Source organism: Streptosporangium fragile (genome assembly GCF_039534445.1).
Lineage (GTDB): Bacteria > Actinomycetota > Actinomycetes > Streptosporangiales > Streptosporangiaceae > Streptosporangium > Streptosporangium fragile.
The window spans coordinates 309,070-332,950 of record NZ_BAAAVI010000001.1 but is presented as its reverse complement, the minus strand read 5'-3'; the positions used below and the strand labels follow the sequence as shown (position 1 = coordinate 332,950).

Sequence of the window (23,881 nt, the reverse complement as noted above, 5' to 3'; positions counted from 1 at the left end):
CCCAGATCAACCAGTCCCTACAGAAGAGCTACACCCAGCTCACAAAGCCGACCGAAAAGCTAACGGTAGGACCGCGCCTGGATGGTGAACAGCTGAGCGTAAGTGCCGTGCCTGGCCATCAGCGACTCGTGAGTGCCTTCCTCGATCACTCGGCCATCCTCCATGACGTAGATCCGGTCCGCGTGGCGGACGCTGGAGAAACGGTGGGAGATCATCAGGACGGATCTGTTGGCGAACAGGTTCCTGATGCGTGCGAAGAGATCGTCCTCAGCCTTCGGATCGAGTGCTGCTGTAGGCTCGTCGAGGATGACGAAGGGCGCGTCCCGGTAGAAGGCGCGGGCGATTGCCAGCCGTTGCCACTGACCACCTGACAGGTCGGCGCCACAGGCGAACTCCTTGCCCAGGATGGTCTCGGCCCCGGTTGGTAGCGAGGCGACGAACGCGTCGGCCCCCGCCTGGGCCAAGGCTCGCCAGGCGCGTTCCACGTCCACGGGAGCCTCCGGCCGGCCGAAGGTTACATTATCGATGGCAGAGAGTTTGTAGCGGACGAAATCCTGGAAGACGACCGCCGACAAATCACGCAGCACCCGAATGTCTGCGACAGGCGTACCGTCGAGCAGAACCGAACCGTCGTCTGGCTGATACAGACCAGCGAGAATCTTCGCCAGCGTCGTCTTCCCTGAGCCGTTCTCCCCGACAAGCGCGATCACCTCACCGGGCTTGACCGCGACCGTCACGTCGCGAAGCACCGGCCGATCAGTTCCAGGGTAGGCGAAGGAGACCTGGTCGGCCTGTACGGTTCCCATCACGACCCGGGGTGGGGTGGTTTGCGGGGACGGGATGGCAGTGAAAGTGCGAAGGTCTTCCAGATAAAGAACGGATTCGCCGATGCCACTCAGCAAACCACCAAGCATCTGCGCGCGAGTCGACAGGAACCATAGTCCCGTCAGAGCGCTGGCGACGGTCGCCAGGTCGATGACGGAGACGGCCACCAGCCAGATACCACCGCCGACAACGGCCAAAACCACCACGTCCGCAGCCGCGCGAGCGCCCAGGCTGCTCCACATATAGCGTCGATTGGCCTCAGAGTGACCCTGGATCTCCTGTCGGTAAGCAGCGTCCCAGCGATCACGCAGGGCTCGCCCGAGCCGCAGGGCGCGAATCTCCTTGGCCTCGTCCCGGCCAGTCAGCAGCCGCTCCAGGTATTCGCGCCTGCGCCGGTTCTCCGACAGGGCGTGATGCAGCCTGTGGCGGGAGTTCCGGTCGTCTCGTGCGGCTTTAAGGACTGGCAAGGCGCTCACCGCAGCGACCGGCAGCAACCACCATGCCATCGAAACGAACGTGCCCGCGATGGCAACGGCCGCCAGTACGGTCTGGCCAATGGCGACTGTTGCGGTGACGAGCATGGTCAGTCTGCTGCGCGAAGCGAACACCGCGCGTTGCAGCCAGTCGTGAAATGCGGGATCCTCAAATTCCGATAGCTCGGCCTGTACGGCGGAGCGCAGGACGATGGCTGTGGCATGCCGGTCCACCTTCACGGTCAGCATGCGCTGGATCCGCGTACTCACGGCGCGCACAATCCCGGCGGCTGAGCCCAGCACGACAATCGCGAGGGCCGCGGGAATGCTCGCAGCCCGAAAGCCGTTCCCGCCCGCCGCCTCTAGGGTGGCCAACGATGCTCGTACGAGCACCAGGACACTCGCCAACCCGACCGCCGACACCAACTGGAGAACGACTAAACCGAGGGTCCCCCTCGGGTCGGCCTCCCACAACATTCGGATCCCGAACAACAGCGACCGCGTCAGGTGCGGTGTCCGGGCATTTCTTGACGGCACTCAGAACCCTGCTTTCCGCAGCCAGTCACCGTGCCCGCGGGCCAGCGCCTCATGGGTCTCCCGGAAGCGGAAGGAATGGCCCTCATAAGGGAACAGGATCAGACGGGAGTGGCCGCCCGCCGCCACGATCGCGCGGTAAAGCTCTATGGCCTCCTGGGGCGGGGTGCTGGGGTTGACATCAGCAAGGCCATGCACGATCAACACGGGGCATTTCAGCCGGTCGGCGAAATGCAGCGCGCTGAATGCCTGGTAGAGGTCCGGTGCGTCCCAGTAGGAGCGCTTCTCGAAGTGGAAGCCGTTCGGGGTATGGGTCCGGTTGTAGCATCCGCTATGCGCTATCGCGCCGGCTATCCCGGGCACGTGTGCCAGGGCGTAGAGCGCGAGGGTGGCACCGAAGCTGTGCCCACCGACAATCACCGTTGACTGACAGAGCTCCACGGCAGCGCTGACAGCACTGGTGATTTGGTCGTGCAGCATCGCCACTGACGCATCAGACGGCCAGTGCAAAGGTAGGTCGAGGATCGCCTCCCGGAAGCCAGAGGAAATCGGTGGCGGCCCCTGGCCGAGTTCAGCCTCTCCCATCAGCCCCGCTCGGATCCAGAGCAGAGTAACCTTTTCCGGACCGTTCTCGGCAGGAATGGCCAGCCGTGCATTCTCGAAACCGGTGGGAATATCCACGATCGGCTCCGTCACTGGCGAGGCGGGGAAATGACTCTTCACCGGTGGAGCCATGTCACCGCGCGCCCACCTGACCCGCGCCCTGAAGGAAGCGATATCCACGGCAAGAGACCCAAGTCGTCCGTCCGCGCCTCGACAGCCGATGAGAAAACGTCCATTGGACACCTGTCCTCGCGCACCGGCCGCGATCCTCGTTCTGCCAGGGAGGGAGGTTTCGCGGCAATCTCCGGATACGCTGATCAGCCGGAGTCCGGCCTCGTGCGAGGAAAGGACGGCCGGCTCGCCGGCGTGCCACACGACCCACCAAGGGGAGCCGGGTCGCACCGGAATGGACCACCGTTCCCCCGTCAGGTCGACAACGCGAACCTCGTCGTCTTCGCGCCAGGCGGTGGCGTCCCTCTCCACCGTCCATCGCGCACCCTCGGGCAAAGGACGCATTCGCGTGCGACCATTTATCTCCATGAGGCCGAGGCGCCAAGTCAATCCGCCCGGCCCTTCCCCGGCACCGGCCTCGACTATCAGGTGGTTGCCCCCAGGCGCGAGGGACAATTGCCGAACGAGTAGAGGCGGGCTCACCGGTACGAGCCGCTCCGTTCCCGGATCAAATGTTGCTACGCGGGCCGCGGCGAGTCGTTCCAGTTCGCGAAGTCCGGGTGAGAAGGTGACCTCGCCCGGACCGGATGCCTCGTAAATCGCCGGGGCGGCAGACGAAGCCGGAGCCTCGTCATCGGCGAGCGCACCGGGTATCAGAACCACCAGGCGGTCGCCTGCCCAGGCTATTGGGCTTCCCTGTCCCGCGAGCGACGTCACCAACCGCACGTTCTCGTAATGCGTTACCGTCGCCCGCCGGTAGTTCGCTATCCATGGATGGGCGCACCGGTCGCGAACTGCCAAGCCCGCGATCAACGGCTCCTTTGGGTGCCAGGCGAGCGGGACGGCAAGCATTCCCACAACGGGGAGTTCCCATCCTCTGTTCTGTCCCAGCTCACGAACCTCGACCCGCACAGGACGGCCCCTCGGCGGGGGAGCGCCTCCGAGATCAGGGTCGATCGTCATCTTCTCCCAGATGACGGAGGCGGGGTTGTGCTCGGTGATGGACGGATACCTGGGGACAGTGCTGACGGCCCATGCCAGCCCCCCTGGACCGATTTCCCAGTGCGACCGGGTGTGATCCACGTCATCCGTCACTCGCCACCGCCGTTGTGGGGATCGTCACGGACTCGATCAGCCGCTTGACCGCCCCGATTCCCTCGGCGGGCACGCAGACGGCTTTCCCTCCGGCATCCAATCCGACCGCGCAGGGAATGCCGAGTCCTTCCACCTCCGCCGGCAGCTTCTCTCCCATGGCTACAGTGACCTTCTCGATCGTCCTGTGCCGAATCGGGTCCATCTTCCCGATCAGTTCCTTGAGGGCCCGGCATGCTGGGCAGTCTTCGGCCTCATACATGCGCACGCCGTAAATGCGCTCATCGCATGGCGGTGTCGCCATCGCGGCGGCCTCACGGCGTCGATCAAGGATCAGAATCAGTCCGAATATGCCGACGGCTGCGCCAGCGGTGACACCGAGCCGTGTCACCGTAGAGGACGGCCCGGCACCGCCAGCAACGACCACCATCGCGGCGACGACTGCCCCCACCGCGTTCAGAGACACGTGGGTCCTCCCCACAGCCGCTAGGCGGGCGGCACCGAAGCAGGCGCATTTCTGACCGCGTAGCCAGAATGCAACCGCAGCCAACGACGCATAGGCGACCGCCACGGCGACAGCCGCCCATCTCTCGCTCGCCAGGATTGCAATCGCCGCCACGGTGAACTCGGCGACGCCCACGAGTTTGGGGCCATGGGGGGCACGCAAAACGGGGTGGCGAATCGGCCACTGCAGCTTCTCCGCAGGAGAAACCAACTTCGCCAGGCCAGCAGCCGCCATGGGGCCCGCGAGGATACCCAGCACAACGTCGGTTACCGGCATCAGTCATTCCCCTCCACGATCAGCCATCCGATGTGCCGCATCTGCTCGACGAGTTCTCCCTGGGGCCGCTCGACGCCTTCGAGAATGCTCCGAAGCAGCGTCATCTCGGCCTCGCCGAGCTCCGCCGTCCCCAGCGTCAGTTTGTCCATCATGACCGCGCCCCCAAGTGGGAGCGGCGTCAGGATGATGTGCGGTGCCACTCGTGCGCTCATGCTCGTTTCCTCAGCCATTGATCGAGCCACACCAGCCGCAGCAGGGGCATGACTTGGTTGGCCAATTCGCGCCCGTCGTGCAGCACGGCCGTAACGCGCTGCGGATCGACCAGCCCCAGGTCGGCCAGGGCGCACTCCGTCTCGAGCTGCCGGACGATCTTGTCGCGTTCCCGGATGAGATAGGCGCCAGCGGCGGCTCTGACCCAGAACCCAGGCGACGCGTCACGGACAGTCGCAATTCCGCGGGCCTTCAGCGCCCGCTTCAGCGGCAGGTGTTTGACCAGCACGCCCTTGCGAATCCTCACCAGCTCCGCGGGTTTGAGAGCGGCGGCGGAGGAGAGCACCGGATTACTCAGGGCTGGGGTGGCCAGAGGTCCGCGCTCGGCGAGCCCGGCCAGCGCCCGGCCAAGTACCGGGTCGAGAAAATCCAGGTGGTCTTTCCACACGCCCAGGGCGCCACGGCGGGCGGAGGCAAGCGCGTCGCTGGCCTTCGCGGTGAGTCCCGGGGGTTCGGTGGGCTTCGGCGAGGGAGGCGGGGGTGCAGCAGTCGGTTGCGAGTCCTCCGTTCCCGCGCCGGGACGGTGGACCCTCTGGTCCTTCAGTAGTTCGCGAGCGGCGGCCAGGTCCCGCAACGTCCCGTGTATGTGGAACGGCTCGACCGTCAGCAGCCGCCAATCCTTGACCCCTGCTTCGACCTGGCCGAGCCGCGCCGAAACCAGGTCCTTCAGGAGCGCTCCGGTGACCACCCTGCCGCCGAATTCACGTTCCAGTGCAGCCGCCATGCGCCGCCGGACCTCCACTTCCGGCATCGGCGGCAGCGGCTCGTCGCCCGTAATGAGGTGGGGATCCAACAGCTCTCCGAGATCGACGTCGACCGCCTTCAGATCGAGTCCGTCGATTCCGCCCGGAAGGGTTCTTTCCCGGTGGTCGCGGATGACTCCGTGAAGCAGGGGGGGCTGGGAGCCAGCGTTGGCCGAGCAGCAGGCGAGGAAGGTCGAGGACAGCCCCCCGCTGTAGGCGATCGCGAAATCGTCGCCCAGATGTGCCAACGCCTCTGTTACCGCCTGCTGGAATGTCAGGTGTTGCGGAAGCATGGGCTGCCGTCTGCTCACTGTCACGCCGGCTCCGTCGACCTGTACCACGGCGCCTAATGGCAGGCGCGCGACGCCGGGGATCGGGCTGTAGTCGGGAGCTACCTGATATCCATCTGCTATGGTCAGCAGCGTCCCGACGTCCGGAACTGGTATGCCGTCACCAGCGCCGAACGCCGCAAGATCACAGGACCACTCGAGACGGCCCATTCCTACCCGGTAATAAACGGGAGAGGACTGCAGGCCTGCCAGGCTGAGTTCGAAACTGGTGTCGGTGAGATCGGCCCGGATGCCCGCCTCCCGCACTGGGGGAGAGGCATTGATTCTGCCGTCCCTGAGTTCGACGATATTGAGCGAACTATTCATGGAAGCGCAGCGACCTCAACATATTCTTCCCTCACTGGGAGAGACGTGCTAACCACCCGGCCGTCACATTCTACCCAGGCGTGAAGCCCTGGGGGGGGATTCGCAGCAAAAGCCTCTCTGCCCACGTGAAAGGTCGCGTCGAATCCCATGAATCTCAGACCCGCCGTCAGGTGGAGCGCGTCCTCGATTGGATCGAGGAAACCCACGGTGCAGCGCTGGGCAAGCCGAAGCGCGGCCACCCCATTGCCAACATCCCCAGGCCCCAGAAGACGGATTCTCTTGACCTCAGGCCACTCCGTGAGCGAATAGGAACCGTTCGCCGAACGGCTCCTCTCAAGGAATCGAATCGCCGCACGTGACGCCCGTAGGGCTCTGATCATTTCACCATCCATTCCGCCTGGACAGCGGTCAGTGACGATGACCCGTTAGGAATTCCTAACGGGCCATCGTCGCCGGAATGCGCCGACTTGCTCAGAGGCTGTTCTCAGCAGTATGCGCACGTCCAGAAATCGCAGTTGAGGCAAACGGTCTCATTACAGCAGTCTGAATCCCACCAGCAGCTGTAACCGGGCCCAACGCATTTCTCCGCCACCGCAGTGGTTTCCGAGTGGAGGTGCTGCTGGAGCGCGCCACCACCAACTCGAGAACCAATCGCAGTAATCGTCATCTTTCCTCCCTTCCGATGCTCGCATGAAGCACTTGTTTCAATGACTAACCAGTCATTGACACAGTCACACTAACAGGACAAAAGCCGCCCCCGCAATAATGCGAATCTTGTCCCGGACTGTCCCGTCAGCGGTTCTGTCTTCGCTCGGTTGACATCGGGAGATGTCAGTTACTGACTCGCTTTATCAAGGCTTCGGGCATGCGAAGGCGCAGATCAGACTGCTTGAGGGTGAGTGGCTGCAAGCGCTGGTCCACTCATTGGCCGACTGGCCGCGACGGCGGCGCCAGCACTCACGCCGGCGCCGTACCTGTCAAACGGTGGTGCGGCCGATACGCCACAGGGAAAAGCCCAGCATGACCACGATGAGGCCACCGAACATCGCGAACTCGATCGCTTGGAAGGTCCACCATCGACTCGCCGGTTGAAAGTCGAAGGCATATTTGTAGCCTCGCTTGATGAGGCACTCCTCCTGCTCCAGCCGGGCCAGGTCCCGGCTTTGGGAGGGAGACTCGGCGCAGATGTGCGCGGGAACGGCCGCAGTTTCGCTTCCTCCCGGGTCGAGCCACGTGCGTTTGAGGAGGAACCCACCTGCCTTCTGGACAGCCTTCGCATCGGCACTGATCATCCGCTCGGGGGCCACATAATGCGGCCGAGCGGAATGGGCCATCGTCATCAGCAGCAGCACCGCGGCCATGACGATACCCATCGCCACCAGGGGACGGCGGGTGACCAAACCCGCCAAAACACCGATCACGCAGGCCAGTAGGCACCAGCCGACAGGCTGCAGACCGCTGGCGTCGAAGGAGAACGGCTGCAGAACGGGGTCGTCGATCCCCCATCCGGCATACGCCTGGCGCCACAGGCTCACCACGGCCGACAACGCCAGCCCTAGCACTGTCAACATGCCCAGGACCCAAGCGATCTGGACCGTCAGCCAGCGCCGGGCCGGCACCGACTGGCTCCACGCCAGCTTCCCAGTCTTGCGTTCCAGTTCCTGGGCCACCAGGGGCGCCCCCCAGAACATGCCCGCCAACGCTGCGGCTATGAACGGAACGAAGACTACGAAGAACCCTGTCCGGCCGCGCAGTTCCGCTAGTTCGGCGACGAATGCGGCGCAGCTTTCACCGGGTCCGGGGCATCCGGGCGGCGCGTGTTCGGCGATCAGGACCCGGCCATGCCAGGCGTTGACCCCCAGCACGACGGCTAACCCAAGGAGCAGAGCCACAGAGACCAGGACATGCGCCCGATGCTGCCGCCATGTCAACCAGAGCACGAAATCCCCTCACACCGCTCGAAGGCGCCGGGTGCGAGCCACCGTCACCCCGGTCAGCAGCACCGCCATGGCGCCGAGCAAGGCCGCTTCCTTCCACTGGAATTCCCAGTAGCGGCTGCTCGGATGGTGGTAGGTGACATAGCGATAGCCCTCACCCTTCAGACACTGCAGATATCGGGGGTCAACCGAATCCGCGTAGAGCGACAGAGGGCACTTGGGTGACGTCGGCTGTGCCACCTCCTTACCGGTGGGCGGGAGCCACATCCCTGCCATCAACAAGTCTCGCGGGAACGCGTCCGTATCCACGGTCACGGAGCGCACCGGATCCGCGTAGAAAGGCCGCAGGAAACTGAACACCGGCAACACGATCAGACCTACGGACACGGCCACCGCCAGCGCGGCGAGCGTACGACGGAACACCGCGCCAGCCGCCGCCCCCAAGGCGAACATGAAGGTCCACCACACGGCCGGGGACACCCCGGTCACGTTGAAGACGTCCACGGCCGCGAAACGTACCGGATATACCTGGTCGACGACATTCCGCCACCAGGAGACCATCCCGGAGAACACCAGCCCGCCGATCAGCACGATCAGGAAGGCGATGCCGAGCTTGGCGCTCAGCCACTGCCGCAGGGTGATTGACTGCGTCCACGCCAGCTTGGCAGTCCCCCGCTCGACCTCGCGAGCGATCATCGGACCGCCCCAAAACGCCCCTACCAGGACGTGCGCCACCATCGGCAGAATACCGATGATCATGTACACCAGCTGGTAACGGGCTTTCAGGGCCCACTGGAACTCCTCGCAAGCATTCCCCGTGCCGGGGCAGGCACCGCGCTGGGAGTGCGCAGAGATGTAGCTCGCCGCATCTAGTCCCGTCACCAGCAGCAGCACACCCAGGGCAGCCAGCAGGACGCCCATGAAGATGATCTGGGCGCGTGCCTGCCGCAGCACCAGCCAGGTCACGCCCTCCCCCCCGACATCGTGGTCTGCTCTGCAGGACGGCCCGATTCGGGCCGCCGCAGATAGCCCAGCACTAGCGGCTCTAGGGCCACCGGATCGACCCGCCATCCCTCCGGAACCGCCGAGGCACCAGTCCGCACGATCAGCTTCGCCTCCCCGTTCCGGCGGCGGTCGGCGATGACGTCCGTGTCGGCAATTACCTGGCCAGCATGATCGTCCGGGCCGGTCAGCAGCCGGTGACCGGCCAGCACATCGTCGATGGCCCCGCTGAGCTGAACGCGCCCCCGGTTGAGGACGACCAACCAGTCGCACGTGTCGGCCAGGTCCTCGACAATGTGCGAGGAAAAGATCACTGTGATGCCCGAGTCTGCGCTCACCTCGCCCAGGTTCTGCAGCAGCTCCTCACGGGCCAGAGGGTCCAGATCGGCCAGTGGCTCGTCGAGCACCAGCAGGTCGGGGCGCTTGGCCACTGCCAGCGTCAGCGCGACCTGGGTCTGCTGACCCCCTGACAGTGCTTTCACCTTGCGGTCGAGCGGGATGTTCAGCTTAGCCAGCCGATCCTCGGCCAAGGCCTGATCCCAGCTCGGATTGAGCTTACGGCCGAATGTGAGCATCTCGGAGACCTTGAAGCTCTCGTACAACGGCTTGTCCTGGGCCAAGAACCCCACGCGCGCCAGTGAAGGCCCGTCCTGCCGCATCCGAGACCCGAAAATCTCGATATCGCCCGTCGTTGGCTTACTCAAGCCAACGACCATGTTCATGAAGGTGCTCTTACCCGCCCCGTTGGGCCCGACCAGCGCGACCGTACGGCCGACCGGGATCGACAGCGTGCAGTCACGCAATGCCCAAACCTTGCGGTAGCGCTTGCCGAGATCACGCACGGCCAGCGCACTCTGCTCCGCCATTGTCTCCCTTTACTCAGTAGTCGGAACGCTGATCATCTCACCAGGATCCGTCCTGCGGCCGACAGATATCCCTCATCAGCCATCGATACGCCGCGGCTATGCGGTAACGGCCGGGCTCCGGGCTGTCCACGAGATGAGCATCCAAAAGCTCTTCCAACGCCAGCATGGCGTCCGTCTCGTCCCTGCCCAGAGCGTCGGCCAGCGCTGACAGCGGCGCCTCGGCCGAGCCCGTCTGGCCGAGCGCGGCCAGCACCCGCACCGAGGAGCGATCGACGAGTTCCAAGCTCGCCATCAGCCGGGCCCGGACGTCTATGCCACTCATGCAGAGTTCGTCCAGTCCTCGGTGCCCGTCGTCGAGTCGGTCCGCCAGCGCGCCAATCCGCCACGCGGGCCTGGCAGCCAGACGCCGGCCTGCGGCGTGTAGCAGGAGAGGCAGACGGCCACACAAGTTGGCGAGACGAGCCAGCTCCTCCTCTTCTCGGGACACCCGCTCCCGGCCGAGTTCCTCAGCCAGGAGCGCGACGGCGTCATCCAGTGCCAGCGGGCGAAGGGAGAGCAGTCGAGCTCCTGCCGGTACCGCACGGGCAGTGCGGGTGGTGACGAGGACGGTCGCCTGCCGTCCCAGCGGCAGCAAGGACTCAAACTGGTCCGCCGAACGCACGTCGTCGCAGACCACCAGGATCTGCCGGTCGGCGAGCAGAGCCAGCAGGCGCGTCGCGGCTTCGACCCCCTCCGCAGACTCCTGTGGACGGCCTTCCAGTTCCGCTGCCAGCCGATTCGCGAGCTCGTCAGACCGAAGTGGCGGTACTCCGCTGACCGATCCCTGGAGGTTCACATAAAGGCAGCCTCCGGGAAAGCGGCCGCGCAGGCGGTGTGCCACCTGAATGGCTAGCGCCGACTTCCCGACACCCGCAGGTCCCGTCAGCGCGGTCACCGAAGCTCCCGAATCCGCCGAACCGACGAGCCGCACCAGCCGATCAGACACCTCGGTCCGGCCGACCAACGCATTCGATCCCACCGGCAAAAGAGCGGAGCGGAGCTTCGGATGTGCGGGTCCTAGGGCAGTGGCCGCGGCTATCCGCCGCCTCGCCTCGATCCAGGGGCGGGGGTCCTCTCCGCAGGCGCGGACCATCGCTGTGACCACCCTCTGGCGTGGCAGGCGATCCCGCTCCAGGGCTGCGGCGATTGTGCTCCGGGCGAGATGATCGCCGTTTTCCTGAGCCCGCAACGCAATCTGCCGATAGGTCAGCCCCACCCACTCTTTCAACTGCCTCAGGGCAGCGACGAATTCGGCGGGCGTACGCCGTTCCCGCGGATCAATCAGGGACACCTTCATCGAATCATGACCTGCCATCAGGACTGAATCCTCCTGGCCCGTCTTCTTTACGCCCCCCGACCTGCCACCGCGGCCATCCCATCCAGGAACAAATCGGATACCCGTCGGCGAGCGAACACATCCCAGCATGATTCCGGACGGGACGGCTTCTCAACGGGTTCTCAATCCAACTCCTCAGGGCCGCAAAAACTCACTATAGGGGTGCCAACAAAGGGCAGGCGAGGTTAATGGTTCAACTGACAACTAATTATCCCCCAGAGTTGAATGATCAATTGATTTTTACCCGCTCATGATCGAATCAGCAATGTAATGAACATCACAGTAAAGTTCTGATAATAACTCCCAATTTCATGATACTATTCTTCGCCCTGTCGCGGCCGCCCGTACTGACGAAGGAAACAGGTAAGCATTCAGTAGATCAAGATCGTGATGGCGTGAGCGGTGTCCCTGCTGTGGGATGATCTTCGTGTGTCGAAGACCCCGGATCGCCGTCCGTCATATGACGAGCTCGCGGCGCTGGTGGTCCGACAGATGGCCACGATCGAGGCCCAACGCAAGACGATCGCGCGGCTGGAGGAGACGGTCGACCAGCTGACCGCGCGGGTCGCCGAGCTGGAGCGCAGGCTGGGTCGCAACTCCGGGAACTCCTCGTTACCACCGTCCAGCGACACCTTCGTCCGGCCGGAGAAGAAACCGCCGGTCAAGAGTGTGAAGAAGCGGGGCCGCCAGCCGGGCGCGCCCGGCGCCGGCCTGGCCATGGTCGAGACGCCGGACCAGGTCGAAGAGCACGTCCCGGACGCGTGTGGCGGTTGCGGAAAGACGTTGTCGGCGGCTGACAGCGTCGGCTTCGCGCGGCGTCAGGTCCGTGACATTGTGGGTGCCGAAAATTACATCCGTGCAGTTCAAACGGCATGTGAGTACTCGTGGAGGACTCCGCCGAGCCGGTCCCGTCTGCGGACGCTCAGCTCGGCGATGCGCGTCGGATCCGTGATCGGGTCCGGGACGGCGCGTAGCGGGGCCGCTTGGTTCAGGGCCTGATGGGCACGGTGCCGGTTGTAGAAGTGTTCGTACTCCCGTAGAGCGTGCCGCAGATGGCGTTCGTTCCATACCGCAGCGGTCGAGCAGCTCGCGGCGGCATGACTAGCGCCCACCGCTTCATGACCGCGTTCATGCGCGGCACGCGGACTGTACCGCGTCAAAACTCGTCACATGAGGCTTGACCTGGAACTTCGCCGAAGCAGGTGCCCATTAGCGGCCGACGGTGAATAATGGTCAAGGACCCTATGTTTGCTCGGTGGTTGCTCGTGCGTCCTGATACGGCGTGGCACTCGGTGTCACGGCCCGGCAGAACGGCGGGGACGCTTCCGGACAGGACGGCACAAGACAGCACGCCGTGACACCGGACGACAGTAGGGCCACGGACTTTTAATCCGTAGGTTCTGGGTTCGAGTCCCAGGCGCCCTACCAGCCAAAACGGCGGTCACCGATCGTGCCTGAGAAGGCGGTGACAGCCAGCTTTGACAGCCACGAGGGCCGGACCCCGTCAGGAGTCCGGCCCTTTGTGTGTTCTCGATCACCCGAACAGCTTCCTGGCGACCGCGTCGACGGCCGCTCGTTCGATGTCCGGGAGCACGTGCGTGTACGTGTTCATGGTCAACCCGATCTGGCTGTGACCGAGCGTCTTCATCACGGTCCGAGGCGAGGCCCCGGAGGCGAGCAGGAACGAGGCGCAGGCGTGGCGCAGATCGTGAAGCCGCAGCCAGTCGAGCCCCGCCTTCTTCCGGGTGGCCCGCCACCGGGTACTGAGGTTGCCCGGCTCGATGGGCGTTCCGATCGTGGAGGCGAAGACGAGCCCGAGGTCCTGCCACCGCTTACCCGCGGCGAGTTGTTCGGCCGCCTGAGCCCACCGGTGCCTGCGCAGCACCGCCAAGGTCGGTTCCGGTGCGGGGACGACTCGCCGGGACCGGTCCGTCTTGGGGTCGACGAACTGAAGGGAGCCGTCCGCCCGCTGGAGTGTCTGCCGTACGGCGAGCAACCCGTTGCCGAAGTCGATGTCCTCCCAGCGGAGCCCGAGGAGTTCCCCGCGTCGCAGGCCGAGCGTGAGCGCACAGATCCAGAAGGCTTCGAGCCGATCGTCCCTGATCGCGGCGAGCAGCCGTCTGGCCTCCTCGATCGTGAGCACCCTGGCCTCCTCCCTGCGCACGGCCGGAGGCTTGACCAGCTTGGCGACGTTCCGATGCACCAGCTCTTCCCGCTCGGCATCGGCCAGCGCGTTCCGGATCAGCCCGTGGATCTGCTTGACTGTGGCAGCCGAGAGCCCCGATTCGGCCTTCGCCTCGACGAGCCGCCGTACATCGGTGGGGGCGAGCTTGTCGAGCTGCTTACGGCCGAGTGCGGGCTTGACGTGGTCTTTGATCAGTTGCCGGTAGCCCCGGAGAGTCAGCGGCCGGGTCCCCTGCCGCCGCTTCATCTCGACCCGCTCGTCAAGCGGCGGCGCGCCGCGCCGCCGTACCCGGCCCTCCGCCGCCCGCCGGCCGGGCGTGCGGCCCGGGGGCCGGTCCCGGCCAGCAGCGCCCCGGGCCGTAGCCGCACTGCGCACCCGCCGTACCCGGCGCCCTCGCCGACCCCTGCGACGCGCCGCCGGAACCGTATGCTGCCCGGATGGACGCGATCGCGATGCTCGGATGGCTTCTGGAGCACGATGTGAACGCCCTGATCAGGGTGGACGCCGAGCGTGGAGGTGTTCGGCCCTGGACCTTCCATGCGAGCGGCGGAGCCCAAGATGACCGATGGGCCGTGCGAGCCGATGCCTACTCGGCGGAAGAATGCCTCCAGCGGGCTCGTAAGGCACTCAGGGCTCATGGACTGGATCTGCCCGAGTAGGAGCTGACTGAGGTCAAGCACCTCCCCGGTACCGCCCTCACGATCGCCTGGCGGTGGCTGATCTCCATACAGGGTTGGGGCGATCGACGGTCCGGGGCTTCGTTCCTAATGACGGTGTGGGCGCGTTCCCGATACGGTCGCGGGGCCGGATGCCTTTTTCGTTCCAGGATCTTCGAGGTCTCTTGGCTGAGGCTGGCGTCGATGCTCTCAACCCCGGCCTACCGAGCACCAAGGCGACGAAAGCGTAAACATTCCCATGCCGCGCGTTCCGGTTGCGTGCCCGTCAGGAGAGTGGCCAAGGGGGACTCGCAGGGAACCACGGGCACTCACCTGCTCCCCCGCAGGTCAGCGTCTCCCCAGCTCAGCGGCCAGGCGCGTTAGAGACTTCCCAAGCTGACAGCGTAAGAACGGCACAGTCCAGATCAGGAAGTCGTCAGTCCCTCCTGCGAAGATCGGCCCGAGTTTGATCCTTCGGGAAAGGCAAGTTGATGAGCGACGCGACGGCAGGAGAATACGAATGGCTCTACCAGGAGTTCACCGACGGTGCTGGCGATACCTGGCTCTGCATCAGCTTCGTACAAGGCATACTTCCCCGTGAGGTTCTGCGTCGGATCGATGTCGTCCCCGGGACCGTCGGCGATTTCGGAGTCGAGGCCTATACGGCCGATGGCGGAACCGTCCTGATCGACTACGGATGGGGCACGTCGGTGGACGCGGCACCAGGACTACTGTCGTCGGGTACGACCATGGCCACGGTGTTCGCCACTATCAAGAGGGATAACTTCAGCCTCCTCATCGAGGGGGATTTGATCACTAAGTTCGACCTGTATGGCTACTCCTACCGCCACGGAGATATTCCGGAGCACCTCCTTGCCGACCTTCAGGAACTGGGTCTCGACCGTGATGACCTCACCGAGAACCCCATCCCCAGAGCTCTCGCCTTCGCCTCCAGCGCCACCGGTGTGCGCTTCTGGCGCAGACACTTCGCGCAGGACGCCCTGACCGGCGCAAGCGACCACCTCCAGTGACGCCGTACCGTCGCAGCGCTTCCCCTCTGCCTACGCCCCGGTCTTGATCATGCGCCAGGTCCGTGCCAGAACAAGCGGGAACCGTGGTCACTTACGGGCACTCGACATGCCCCGACCTGCACCCCGTTCCCCAGATCAAAGACCAAGATCGGTAACCGGGTTCAAACTGACGGTGCCTTGACTGTACAGCCACGAGGGCGGACACTGGCAGACTTCGGCGAACGTCCCCGGACGCCACACTCACAGGTCACAGCCATAGAGCTTGATCGAATCGTCTTCTTCTAATCCGTAGGTTCTGGGTTCGAGTCCCAGGCGCCCTACTCGCAGAACTCCCAGTGACCTGGGGTTTCTCTTTTTCCGAGAATCCGTAGGTCCGCCTCCCCCTGTACCGCTTCAAAACTCATCGCATAGGAATTGACCTGGGAGTTCTCTGGAGCGGCTACGCAGCTCGGCGGTACTCGTCGATCATCCCGTCGAGCACTTTCCGGCGTTCGATCCGGCCTTCCAACGGTACGGCGGTCCACTCGTCGTGATCGGGTGGTCGCTGCGCGCGGGACTGGTGCGGCCGATGGCCGTTGTAGTGATCGGCATACTCACCGAGCACCGACCGCAGGTGCCGTGAAGAAATCGATGGCCAGCACTCCTTGGTCTGATCTCGCAGGTAGGTCCTCCACGAGGTATCGGCGTCTCGTGGAGCCGGGCCGACCCGCCGACCCCGAAGGAGCCGGCGTACGGTCGCTTCACTCACGCGACAGCCGAGCCCGACCAGCTCACCATGCACCCGGCGATATCCCCAGGCCGGATTCTCCCGCGCCAGGCGCAGCACCAACTCGGGCGGCCGAACCGGCTCGGATACGTCCATCGGCGTCGGACCAGGCGCCGGTGCCAGACCAGCAGGGTGCCCGGCGTCACCAGCCGATGCGTGCGCAGGGCAGATGGCAAGAACCGCGCCAGGGCGGCCAGGACCGCCCGATCGCCCCAATCCGGTTTCGGCCGGACGACCTGACGCCGCAGTACCGCCATCTCATGCCGGAGCACCATGATCTCGGCGTCCCTGGCCGCCTCGCTTCGGCCCAGGAGCACCAGCCAGCCGAACAACCGGATCACGATCAGATACAGGAGACGGACAGACACAAGAACTGATCTTTCCTGAGCCGCGTCTCAGATCAACTCCCAGGTCAAACGCCTTGCGACGACTTTTGAAGCAATACACGCCGCCGGCCCGGCCATACGCGCCATCGCCAGCGGTTTCACCCACGCGCCCCGGGACAGCCGCAAGTCGGAATCCATCGTGCTCCCTCATCTCCCGCCATCGGCACATCACAACGAGGAGGAGTGCCGCCGGAAGCCCGGCGGCACTCCTGTTATGAACTGCTGACGCTGCTGCTGCAGGCGACGCTGCACGAGCAGAGGGCGGAAGTCGACGCACCGGCTTCGGTCAGCCCGTGCCCGGCCGTCAGCGACTCGATCCCGAGACCGCTGTCAGCCAGTTCGAACACATCCATCGGCAGATTCGCCAGGTCGAAGTCGAGCACCTCGGATACGCTCGCGCGGACCTCCTTCCTCCGATGACTGCTGTCACTCAGGGCCATGGGTCCACACGCACTCAAGAAAGGCTCGGGCAGCCGTACGCCCTGGTCCAGAGCGAGGAACGGCACCACCGGTCTGCCAGTTCGCCGACCGGGCGTCAGACGTCGCCGAACATCCGCCGCTTGTCACTCTCCGGAGCGTCGAGAACGCGCAGCGCACGTTTCAGCGCCCCCTCCTCGAAGCCGAAGTGCGCCTTCATGGCACCCTTGATCTCGTTTATCTGCCGGAAGAGCTCCGCCGGCGACGACTCGGAGGAGTCCAGGGCCCGCTGGAAATCGGCCAGGAGCTGCGAGAGGACCTCGTGCTCGCGGGTGAGCTGGGTGATGATGGGCTCCAGCTCAGGCATCTGCTCGAGCAGGGCGGGGAAGAACGCGGCGTCCTCGCTGCGATGATGGCTGCCCAACGCGGAGCAGAACGTGTAGCAGAACTCGCGCAGCTCAGGCTTGAGCACGGCGGCACGGTTGCCCTCGCGGATGGCCTTGCGGGCCTCCTCCAGCGCCTTCTCCAGGCGGTGGTGGACGTTCTGCAGCTCCAGGTGCCAGGCGAAGATGCGGTTACGCAGCATGGTGAGGCTCCTTTCCCGGGACGGGGCCCGGCGCGTCTCCCCCGGCGGGGTCCGACGCGTCGTCGCTGTGCTTGGGCAGGGCGAAGACGAGTGCCACGGCGACGAACGCGAACAGGACGCTCACTCCCATGGCGTACGTGGCGCTCTGGGTGAAGACCACGTCGGGAGAGTCACCGGTGCTGAAGTCCAGGGTGTCGAACAGGACCCGTCCGGTCACGGCGATGCCGATGGCGCTGCCGACCCGCTGCATGGTCCCGATGACGCCGCTCGCGGCACCGGCGTCGTTGCGCGAGACGGTCGCGACGATGAAGTCCATGTTGGGCGGGATGAACAGCCCGCTGCCGATGCCGCCGACGACCAGCGGCGCGACGAGCGTCCAGCCCCGCAGGCTGCCGGGCGGGACCACGGCGAGGACGACCAGGATGGAGACCAGGCTCAGCGTCAGGAGGGTGAGGCCGATGATGAGCACGGTACGGCCGAAGCGAGCGGCGAGCTGGTCACTCTGCGCGGCCCCGATGATGGTGCCGATCGCGAAGGTCATCAGCAGCAGGCCCGATTCGAGTGCCGAGGCGCCGAGCCCGGCCTGCCACAGCAGCGAGATGGTGAAGAAGATGCTGGTGAACGCGGCGAAGTAGACCAGGGCCAGTACGACGCCGCCGGTGAAGGCGGGGCTGGTGAACAGGCGCGGCGGGACCAGGGGGTTGCCGCCGCGCCTGGCCACCCGGCGCTCCCAGAGGGCGAACACGCCGAGCATCGGCACGCTGAGCAGCGAGACGAGGTAGGACCACAGCGGCCAGCCCTGGCTGTGGCCCTCGACGAGCGGGACGAGCAGGACGACCAGCGAGACGGTGAGGATGACGAGGCCGGCCCAGTCGGCCCGGTCGTCCGCCTCGGTCCTGCCGGTGGAGGGGAGCAGCCAGAACGCGGCGAGGACGGCGATGACGCCGATCGGGAGGTTGATGCCGAAGATGTAGCGCCAGCCGTTCTCCTCACCGAAGGCCTGGATGATCAGGCCGCCCGCGAGCGGGCCTATGGCGCTGGAGACGCCGATGACCGCTCCCATGATCGCCAGGGCCTTGCCGCGAAGGCTGCCGGGGAACATCAGGTGGATGAAGGCGGTGATGGACGTGTAGAAGATGCCGGCCGAGAGCCCCTGGGCGGCACGCGCGAGGTTGAGCTGCAGGTCGTTCTGGGCGAGCGCACAGGCCACGCTGGTCAGCGTGAACAGGATCAGCCCGATGATGAAGACCGGCTTGTGGCTGTACCGGTCACCGAGGCGGCCCGCGGGGATCAGCGCCAGGCCGTAGGCGAGCATGTAGCCGGACAGCACCCAGGACAGCGTGGACTCCGACGCATCGAGGCTCGTGTAGATCGTCGGGATGGCGACGTTGACGATGGTGGTGTCCAGCAACGCCATGAAGGCGCCGACCAGCAGGACGGCCAGTGCCAGCCAGGCGGAGCGGGGGGTTAACGGTGTTTCACGTTGTCGGGTCATGCGAGGTCCTCCGGGCCTTCTCGTCGAGGATCAGCTGAGGCAGCTGCGCCATGAGCTCCCGGTGCCAGGCGATCTCCGCCTGCAGCCGTATGACGTGGTGCCGCATGGCGAGGGATTCCGCCAGGGACAGATAGCGGGCGACCGTGCGCATGTGCGCCTCGTAGTCGGTGAGCATCGCCTCCAGCGAGGCGAGGCGGGCCGCGATGACGGACTCCAGGTCATCGAGCCGGTCCGGGTCGAGCCGGGTGAGGGCGAGGTCGAACGGGTCGGGCCTGACAACGATCTCCCGTAGCGCGCTGATCTTGAGCGACGACAGGGTCTTGGCACCGGCTTCGGTGATGCGCCAGACCTTGCGCGTCGGGTAGGAGCCCACCTTCTCCGTGCGCATCTCCTCGATCAGTCCTTCGGCGGCGAGGCGCTTGATCGCTCCGTAGAGTCCGCCGGTGGTGATGTCGGTCCACAGGTCGAGGTGCTCCTCCTCCGACAGGAGGCGTAGGTGGTGCCCGTGCATGGGGCCGCGTTCCGACAACGCGCTGAGAATGAAGATGCGTATTGACGACACGCGACTAGTTTCGCGAGAGTAGTCACTGTAAGCAAGAGCCTGAGGTTCACAACATCGCGCGGCCGGGAAACCGGCACCGGATGGCGGGAATCGGCGAGGCATGCGTATCTGGAACGCCCCGAGCACGTCTAGTACGTGTCCTTGCGGTCGCCGTCACAATGCGGTCAGCGTCGGCGGTGACCGTGTTCCCTTGGACCTGTGCGATCGAACGACCACTCCACGATCCCTCACCAGAGGAGACGGATCATGAAGACTGTCGCAGTTATCGGAGCAGGCGTGGCGGGCCCTACCGTGGCGATGGCCCTACAGCTCGCGGGGTTCGAGCCGATCGTCTACGAGTCGCATCCCAGCAGTTCGGAAGGCGTGGGCGCGTTTGTGATCCTGCACGTCAACGGCATCGACGCCCTACGCGCGATCGGTGCGGACAAGTGCCTGGACGGACTGGGGTTCGACACCCCGCAGATGCGTTTCCGCAGCGGGACCGGGCGCTCCCTGGGCGTGGCGGGTACCGGCCTGCCGCTGGCCGACGGGACGGTCGGGCGCACGATCCGGCGTGCCGACCTGTGCGGGGCGCTGAGGGACGAAGCGTTACGGCGCGGGATCGCTTTCGAGTACGGCCGGCGGCTGGTCGATGCGAGCGGCGGGGACGACGGCGTCGTGGCCGTCTTCGAGGACGGCACCAGATGTGAGGCCGATCTGCTCGTGGGGGCGGATGGCATCAAGTCCAGGGTGCGCGCGCTGATTGATCCCGCCGCCCCGCCGGCCAGGTACATCCCCAACCTCTACATCAGCGGTTACGCAAAGGCCGGAGTGGCCGACGTGCCCCCCGGCGAGTACCAGATGGTCTTCGGCCGGCATTGTTTCTTCGGCTACACCGTGGCGCCGAGCGGTGAGGTCTGGTGGTTCGCCAACCCGCCGTACCCGAACGAGCCGAGCCGGAACGAACTGAGGGAACTGGGCGACGGCCATTGGCGGACGACGCTCGCGAAGCTGCTCAGCGTGGATTCCGGACCGGCCTGGAAGATCGTCGAGGCCACCGGTCACGAGCTCACGGCATGGCCGTTTCATGACATTCCCACAGTGTCCCAATGGCACCGCGACCGCATGATCATCATCGGTGACGCGGCGCACGCGACGTCGCCGGCGGCCGGGCAAGGGGCGTCGATGGCCATCGAGGACTCGGTCGAGCTCGGGCGCTGCCTGCGCGACCTGCCCGATGCCCGGCAGGCATTCCGTGCCTACGAAGGGCTTCGCCGCGAGCGGGTGGAGCGGGTGGTGGCCACGGGCGCCAAATGGTCAAACTTTAAATCGGTGGGACCGGTCACACGAATGATACGCGACATGATCATGCCGGTGATGCTCAAATATTACGCCGGCGACGGCGGGGCCTCTCTCGGCTGGATGCATCATCACCACATCGAATGGAATGAGCAGGTATCGGCCTGACCCTGCAGAATTCCACGAAAGCACAAGAATTCCTGCACGGCCCGCCGAGCCACTGATTAAAAGGCCAAGCGGGTCGGGCATCGTGCTGCCCACTTTCTTCTCCCGTCATATAAACGTGCAGGTCACAGCACATGTCTCGACGGAAATCGTTCACCGGTTCATCCGCTCCCCACATTCCCCGGAAGCCGAGAATTACGCGAGAATAGTGATTGACATTCCACTCTTTCCGGTATGAGACTGGTAGACGAGCGACATATTCCACATAAGTGGCACACGGGGATTCAGCCGACCGGCGAGGCTGCGTGTCGTCTCGGGGAGATCGAGGGGTTGTCTTGGACCGTAGAAAACGGATTTCGATGGCTGCGTCACGCTCCTTACCGGGAAAGGTGCGGCGCTCCGACGAAGACAAGAGAGATTCTCATAACGACCACCACCTGGAAGAGCTGGTCGAGTTGGCCAGAGGCGGCAACCAGCGGGCCTGGAACAGCCTCCTGCGCCGCTTCCTCCCGCTGGTCCAGCTGATAGCGCGCAGATACGAGCTCCAGAGGCAGGACATCGAGGACGTGAACCAGGTCGTCTGGCTGAAGCTCCTCCAGCACATCAAGAGCATCCGCGACACCCGGTCGCTGGCCGGCTGGATCGCCACCACGTCGAGGAACGAGTGCGTGAATGTCATCCGACGGTCGCGGCCCCTGGTGCTGTTCGGCGACTGGCCCAGTGCCTTCGACGCGGCGCACACGATCAGCTACGACTGGACCGAAGAGGCCACCGCCTACGAACGCAAGCGCGCGCTGGCCCGCGCGCTCGAGGACCTGAGCAGCCAGCACCGCGAGCTGCTGAACCTGCTCGCTGCGAATCCGCCCCTGTCCTATGCGGAGATCGGGAAGCGGATGGGGATGCCCGTGGGCAGCATCGGCCCCACCCGGCTGCGTGCCATCGCCCGGTTACGGGAGTCGATGGGCACGACCGGAGCGCCGGAGCGGCGGAGGGAGCCGGCTTGAGGGGGCGTGGTCTGAGAGGGTGATGGGGCGGCAACGGCCGCCCCATCACCTTTTTCGCGGGAGGACGTCACGCCAGGCCGCGCACGAAGGCGCGGACCTCCGCCGCCACCGCCCCCGGGTGTTCCATGTACATGAAGTGCGCGGTCTCCGGGATCACGCTCAGTCGCGCGTCGCGGTGGTGCCGCTGGATCCACTCGGCCTGACCGACGGTCGTGCACCTGTCGTGCTCGCCGGCGACGACCAGGGCCGGGACGGTGAGCCCGCGGATCGTTTCCTCCAGATCCGGGTGGCGCATCCTGACCAGGTTCTGGTGCACCTCGAAGGGGATGACGGACCAGGCGGCGCTGACCCGTCTGGCGACGTCCGGATGCTTGTCGTGGAAGAAGAAGGGAACGGCGCGGGTGTTGGCCTCGCGCACGTACTCGGCCCAGGTCTCCTTGGTCGGCGGCCGCTCCGGCCGGCGGAAGGGCAGACTGAAGGAGGCCGCCGATCCCATGAGGACGAGCCCGCCCACCAGGTCGGGCCGCCGGCCGGCCAGGGTGATGGCCACCGCCGAGCCGAGCGAGTGCCCGGCCAGGACCACCTTCCCCCAGCCGTAGTGCAGGATCAGCTGCTCGATGTCGGCGGCGAAGAGTGTCGCGCTCAGCGGGACGTCCAGCGTCGAGGACAGGCCGTGACCGCGGAAGTCCACGGCGACGGTGTGGTGGTCAGGGCTGAGCAGCTCCTGCAGGTCGGCGTAGTGCGAGTGGTTGTCGCGGTTGCCGTGCAGCATGATCACAGGCGGCCGCGCCGCCGTACGCGGACCGGCGTGGCGGCAGAACAGCTGCACATCGTCCCGTACGTTGACGTAGTCGGCCAGGGTGCCCTCTTGGTCGAGCATGGTGACTGACTCCTCGCGGTTCACTGGTCGATCAATGCGACGGGCCGCGCCCAGCCGGCGCCGGCGCCCTGGACCCGGACCGGGGCGCAGAACACCGTGAAGCCCGTGGGCCCGGGGAGGCGGCCCAGGCCGGCCATGCGTTCGATCTGCAGATACTCGCGCTCGCGCCCGAACATGTGGCAGGGCCACAGGTGCCGGGAGTCACCCGTCCTCACGAACTGCTCGATCATGTGGGCGGTCGGCAGGTCGAAACCGGCGGTGTCGATCCCGATCAGCTTCACGCCGTGGTCGACGATGACCTCGATCGCCTCGGGGGACATCGCCGGGTGCGCGGAGTAGTACTCGGGGTCCGGCCAGCGCTCGCTCCAGCCCGTCTCGATGAGGACCACGTCGAGCGGCCTGAGCCGGTGGCCGATCCGGTCCAGCTCGCGCCGGACGTCGTCGGCGGTGATGACCTCAAGTGCCCGCTTGTCGCGGAACGACAGCCGCACCCCGGGGCCGCAGCACCACTCGAGCGGCACTTCCTCGATCGTCTTGGCCGGCCGGCCCGCCGACGACGGCCCGTAGTGATACGGAGCGTCCACATGGGTGCCGCCGTGCACGCTGAGGGTGACGATCTCGTTGCTCATGAACACGCCGCCGGGAAAGTGCTCCCTTTCCAGGAAAGGCGCGGGAGAAATGCCCTCACGCTCGGCGATCTGCTGGATCAGCGATTTAGCAGCATTACCCAGCCGTTCCGGCCCGCTGTCGTGGGTCCATCGGTCGATATCCCGGACTCCCGGGTCGTCCGGGTGCTGGGCGATGGTCATGCTCAGGTCGATCAGATGCATGGGATCAGCCTCGCGGGAAGGGAACTCGGAGCGAGTAGAACCGCATCTCGCTGGGTCGGAGGAAGAACGGCCGCATTTCCGCCGTCATGCTGTCGTGGGCGGGCGACTCCAGCCACTCGATGAATTGCTCGCGCTTTTCCCATTCACTGATCAGGACATAGGACCCGGCCGTGCCCTCCAGGCGGAGGAGCTCGTCTCTGACGTGCCCCGGCATGGTGGCGACACGTTCCCTGACTTTGCTGAACGCGGCCTCGAACTCCTGCTCCCGTTCCGCGTCCACGGTCGAGAAGAGCATCATGCGAACGGTCATCC

General features: G+C 65.5%; 23 protein-coding genes. 4 read left to right on the top strand and 19 right to left on the bottom strand.

What is annotated here, in order from left to right:
* Window positions 1–59: 59 nt before the first annotated feature.
* From ABD841_RS01570 to ABD841_RS01530, 10 genes are all read right to left on the bottom strand, one after another.
* Window positions 60–1,673 carry an ABC transporter ATP-binding protein gene (locus tag ABD841_RS01570; RefSeq protein ID WP_344966973.1) on the bottom strand — a complete coding sequence of 538 codons (1,614 nt, stop codon included), beginning with the start codon at window positions 1,671–1,673 and terminating at the stop codon, window positions 60–62.
* Between the two features lie 162 nt (window positions 1,674–1,835).
* On the bottom strand, window positions 1,836–2,513 hold the full coding sequence (locus ABD841_RS01565) for an alpha/beta hydrolase family protein (protein ID WP_344966971.1): 678 nt from the start codon (window positions 2,511–2,513) through the stop codon (window positions 1,836–1,838).
* A 1,177-nt stretch (window positions 2,514–3,690) separates the two neighbouring features.
* The gene (locus tag ABD841_RS01560; protein WP_344966969.1) at window positions 3,691–4,479 is read right to left on the bottom strand and encodes a hypothetical protein; all 789 of its coding nucleotides are present in this window, start codon (window positions 4,477–4,479) and stop codon (window positions 3,691–3,693) included.
* The gene (adfB, locus tag ABD841_RS01555; RefSeq protein ID WP_344966967.1) at window positions 4,479–4,691 is read right to left on the bottom strand and encodes an actinodefensin-associated protein B; all 213 of its coding nucleotides are present in this window, start codon (window positions 4,689–4,691) and stop codon (window positions 4,479–4,481) included. Before adfB ends, ABD841_RS01560 begins: the two co-directional genes overlap by 1 nt.
* Window positions 4,688–6,148, bottom strand: coding sequence for a hypothetical protein (locus ABD841_RS01550; protein WP_344966964.1), 1,461 nt, complete (start codon window positions 6,146–6,148; stop codon window positions 4,688–4,690). Before ABD841_RS01550 ends, adfB begins: the two co-directional genes overlap by 4 nt.
* Complete coding sequence (locus tag ABD841_RS40715; protein ID WP_425581929.1) at window positions 6,145–6,528, bottom strand: lasso peptide biosynthesis protein; 384 nt, start codon at window positions 6,526–6,528, stop codon at window positions 6,145–6,147. Before ABD841_RS40715 ends, ABD841_RS01550 begins: the two co-directional genes overlap by 4 nt.
* Window positions 6,529–7,125: 597 nt before the next feature.
* On the bottom strand, window positions 7,126–8,040 hold the full coding sequence (locus ABD841_RS01545; RefSeq protein ID WP_344966962.1) for a hypothetical protein: 915 nt from the start codon (window positions 8,038–8,040) through the stop codon (window positions 7,126–7,128).
* A 57-nt stretch (window positions 8,041–8,097) separates the two neighbouring features.
* The gene (locus ABD841_RS01540) at window positions 8,098–9,051 is read right to left on the bottom strand and encodes an ABC transporter permease (protein ID WP_344966960.1); all 954 of its coding nucleotides are present in this window, start codon (window positions 9,049–9,051) and stop codon (window positions 8,098–8,100) included.
* Entirely contained in the window at window positions 9,048–9,953 is a 906-nt protein-coding gene (locus tag ABD841_RS01535; RefSeq protein WP_344966958.1) for an ABC transporter ATP-binding protein, read from the bottom strand. The genes ABD841_RS01540 and ABD841_RS01535 overlap by 4 nt, the downstream gene beginning before the upstream one ends.
* Window positions 9,954–9,990: 37 nt before the next feature.
* Window positions 9,991–11,289: an NB-ARC domain-containing protein gene (locus ABD841_RS01530; protein ID WP_344966956.1), complete on the bottom strand. Its 1,299-nt coding sequence runs from the start codon at window positions 11,287–11,289 to the stop codon at window positions 9,991–9,993.
* A 468-nt stretch (window positions 11,290–11,757) separates the two neighbouring features.
* On the opposite strand from ABD841_RS01530, the gene ABD841_RS40710 reads away from it, so the two are divergent.
* A complete protein-coding gene (locus ABD841_RS40710; RefSeq protein ID WP_425581928.1) occupies window positions 11,758–12,327 on the top strand; it encodes a DUF6444 domain-containing protein in 570 nt (189 codons plus the stop codon).
* Between the two features lie 535 nt (window positions 12,328–12,862).
* On the opposite strand, the gene ABD841_RS01520 is transcribed toward ABD841_RS40710, so the two are convergent.
* The gene (locus tag ABD841_RS01520) at window positions 12,863–13,759 is read right to left on the bottom strand and encodes a tyrosine-type recombinase/integrase (RefSeq protein ID WP_344966954.1); all 897 of its coding nucleotides are present in this window, start codon (window positions 13,757–13,759) and stop codon (window positions 12,863–12,865) included.
* A gap of 901 nt (window positions 13,760–14,660) precedes the next feature.
* Between ABD841_RS01520 and ABD841_RS01515 the strand changes: the two genes are divergently transcribed.
* On the top strand, window positions 14,661–15,200 hold the full coding sequence (locus tag ABD841_RS01515; protein ID WP_344966952.1) for a DUF6461 domain-containing protein: 540 nt from the start codon (window positions 14,661–14,663) through the stop codon (window positions 15,198–15,200).
* Window positions 15,201–15,944: 744 nt separating this feature from the next.
* On the opposite strand, the gene ABD841_RS01510 is transcribed toward ABD841_RS01515, so the two are convergent.
* The 5 genes from ABD841_RS01510 to ABD841_RS01490 form a co-directional block, all read right to left on the bottom strand.
* Window positions 15,945–16,334 carry a hypothetical protein gene (locus ABD841_RS01510; RefSeq protein WP_344966950.1) on the bottom strand — a complete coding sequence of 130 codons (390 nt, stop codon included), beginning with the start codon at window positions 16,332–16,334 and terminating at the stop codon, window positions 15,945–15,947.
* A 230-nt stretch (window positions 16,335–16,564) separates the two neighbouring features.
* On the bottom strand, window positions 16,565–16,735 hold the full coding sequence (locus ABD841_RS01505; RefSeq protein WP_344966948.1) for a thiomuracin/GE37468 family thiazolyl RiPP peptide: 171 nt from the start codon (window positions 16,733–16,735) through the stop codon (window positions 16,565–16,567).
* A gap of 152 nt (window positions 16,736–16,887) precedes the next feature.
* Entirely contained in the window at window positions 16,888–17,355 is a 468-nt protein-coding gene (locus ABD841_RS01500) for a hemerythrin domain-containing protein (RefSeq protein ID WP_344966946.1), read from the bottom strand.
* On the bottom strand, window positions 17,345–18,850 hold the full coding sequence (locus tag ABD841_RS01495; RefSeq protein WP_344966944.1) for an MFS transporter: 1,506 nt from the start codon (window positions 18,848–18,850) through the stop codon (window positions 17,345–17,347). The genes ABD841_RS01500 and ABD841_RS01495 overlap by 11 nt, the downstream gene beginning before the upstream one ends.
* Entirely contained in the window at window positions 18,834–19,412 is a 579-nt protein-coding gene (locus ABD841_RS01490; RefSeq protein ID WP_344966942.1) for a PadR family transcriptional regulator, read from the bottom strand. Before ABD841_RS01490 ends, ABD841_RS01495 begins: the two co-directional genes overlap by 17 nt.
* Before the next feature lie 246 nt (window positions 19,413–19,658).
* Here ABD841_RS01490 and ABD841_RS01485 point away from each other — a divergent pair, with 246 nt between their 5' ends.
* Together ABD841_RS01485 and ABD841_RS01480 are read left to right on the top strand one after the other, a co-directional pair.
* Window positions 19,659–20,858: an FAD-dependent oxidoreductase gene (locus tag ABD841_RS01485; RefSeq protein WP_344966940.1), complete on the top strand. Its 1,200-nt coding sequence runs from the start codon at window positions 19,659–19,661 to the stop codon at window positions 20,856–20,858.
* A 356-nt stretch (window positions 20,859–21,214) separates the two neighbouring features.
* Entirely contained in the window at window positions 21,215–21,859 is a 645-nt protein-coding gene (locus ABD841_RS01480) for an RNA polymerase sigma factor (protein ID WP_344966938.1), read from the top strand.
* A 67-nt stretch (window positions 21,860–21,926) separates the two neighbouring features.
* Here ABD841_RS01480 and ABD841_RS01475 read toward each other — a convergent pair whose 3' ends face one another.
* From ABD841_RS01475 to ABD841_RS01465, 3 genes are read right to left on the bottom strand one after another with little or no spacing between them, the layout of a single operon-like run.
* On the bottom strand, window positions 21,927–22,739 hold the full coding sequence (locus ABD841_RS01475) for an alpha/beta fold hydrolase (RefSeq protein ID WP_344966936.1): 813 nt from the start codon (window positions 22,737–22,739) through the stop codon (window positions 21,927–21,929).
* 20 nt (window positions 22,740–22,759) lie between these two features.
* A complete protein-coding gene (locus ABD841_RS01470; RefSeq protein ID WP_344966934.1) occupies window positions 22,760–23,569 on the bottom strand; it encodes a cyclase family protein in 810 nt (269 codons plus the stop codon).
* A gap of 4 nt (window positions 23,570–23,573) precedes the next feature.
* Window positions 23,574–23,879 (bottom strand): antibiotic biosynthesis monooxygenase family protein, encoded by a 306-nt coding sequence (locus tag ABD841_RS01465; RefSeq protein WP_344966932.1) that lies wholly within the window; start codon window positions 23,877–23,879, stop codon window positions 23,574–23,576.
* Between the last annotated feature and the right edge of the window lie 2 nt (window positions 23,880–23,881).

What these genes read in the sequence shown, in the direction of transcription:
- ABD841_RS01560 (WP_344966969.1), bottom strand. Translation starts at nt 4,479, where the DNA reads ATGCCGGTAACCGACGTTGTGCTGGGTATCCTCGCGGGCCCCATGGCG.
- adfB (WP_344966967.1), bottom strand. Translation starts at nt 4,691, where the DNA reads ATGAGCGCACGAGTGGCACCGCACATCATCCTGACGCCGCTCCCACTT.
- ABD841_RS01550 (WP_344966964.1), bottom strand. Translation starts at nt 6,148, where the DNA reads ATGAATAGTTCGCTCAATATCGTCGAACTCAGGGACGGCAGAATCAAT.
- ABD841_RS40715 (WP_425581929.1), bottom strand. Translation starts at nt 6,528, where the DNA reads ATGATCAGAGCCCTACGGGCGTCACGTGCGGCGATTCGATTCCTTGAG.
- ABD841_RS01535 (WP_344966958.1), bottom strand. Translation starts at nt 9,953, where the DNA reads ATGGCGGAGCAGAGTGCGCTGGCCGTGCGTGATCTCGGCAAGCGCTAC.
- ABD841_RS01530 (WP_344966956.1), bottom strand. Translation starts at nt 11,289, where the DNA reads ATGAAGGTGTCCCTGATTGATCCGCGGGAACGGCGTACGCCCGCCGAA.
- ABD841_RS01520 (WP_344966954.1), bottom strand. Translation starts at nt 13,759, where the DNA reads ATGAAGCGGCGGCAGGGGACCCGGCCGCTGACTCTCCGGGGCTACCGG.
- ABD841_RS01515 (WP_344966952.1), top strand. Translation starts at nt 14,661, where the DNA reads ATGAGCGACGCGACGGCAGGAGAATACGAATGGCTCTACCAGGAGTTC.
- ABD841_RS01500 (WP_344966946.1), bottom strand. Translation starts at nt 17,355, where the DNA reads ATGCTGCGTAACCGCATCTTCGCCTGGCACCTGGAGCTGCAGAACGTC.
- ABD841_RS01495 (WP_344966944.1), bottom strand. Translation starts at nt 18,850, where the DNA reads ATGACCCGACAACGTGAAACACCGTTAACCCCCCGCTCCGCCTGGCTG.
- ABD841_RS01485 (WP_344966940.1), top strand. Translation starts at nt 19,659, where the DNA reads ATGAAGACTGTCGCAGTTATCGGAGCAGGCGTGGCGGGCCCTACCGTG.
- ABD841_RS01480 (WP_344966938.1), top strand. Translation starts at nt 21,215, where the DNA reads ATGGCTGCGTCACGCTCCTTACCGGGAAAGGTGCGGCGCTCCGACGAA.
- ABD841_RS01475 (WP_344966936.1), bottom strand. Translation starts at nt 22,739, where the DNA reads ATGCTCGACCAAGAGGGCACCCTGGCCGACTACGTCAACGTACGGGAC.
- ABD841_RS01470 (WP_344966934.1), bottom strand. Translation starts at nt 23,569, where the DNA reads ATGCATCTGATCGACCTGAGCATGACCATCGCCCAGCACCCGGACGAC.
- ABD841_RS01465 (WP_344966932.1), bottom strand. Translation starts at nt 23,879, where the DNA reads ATGACCGTTCGCATGATGCTCTTCTCGACCGTGGACGCGGAACGGGAG.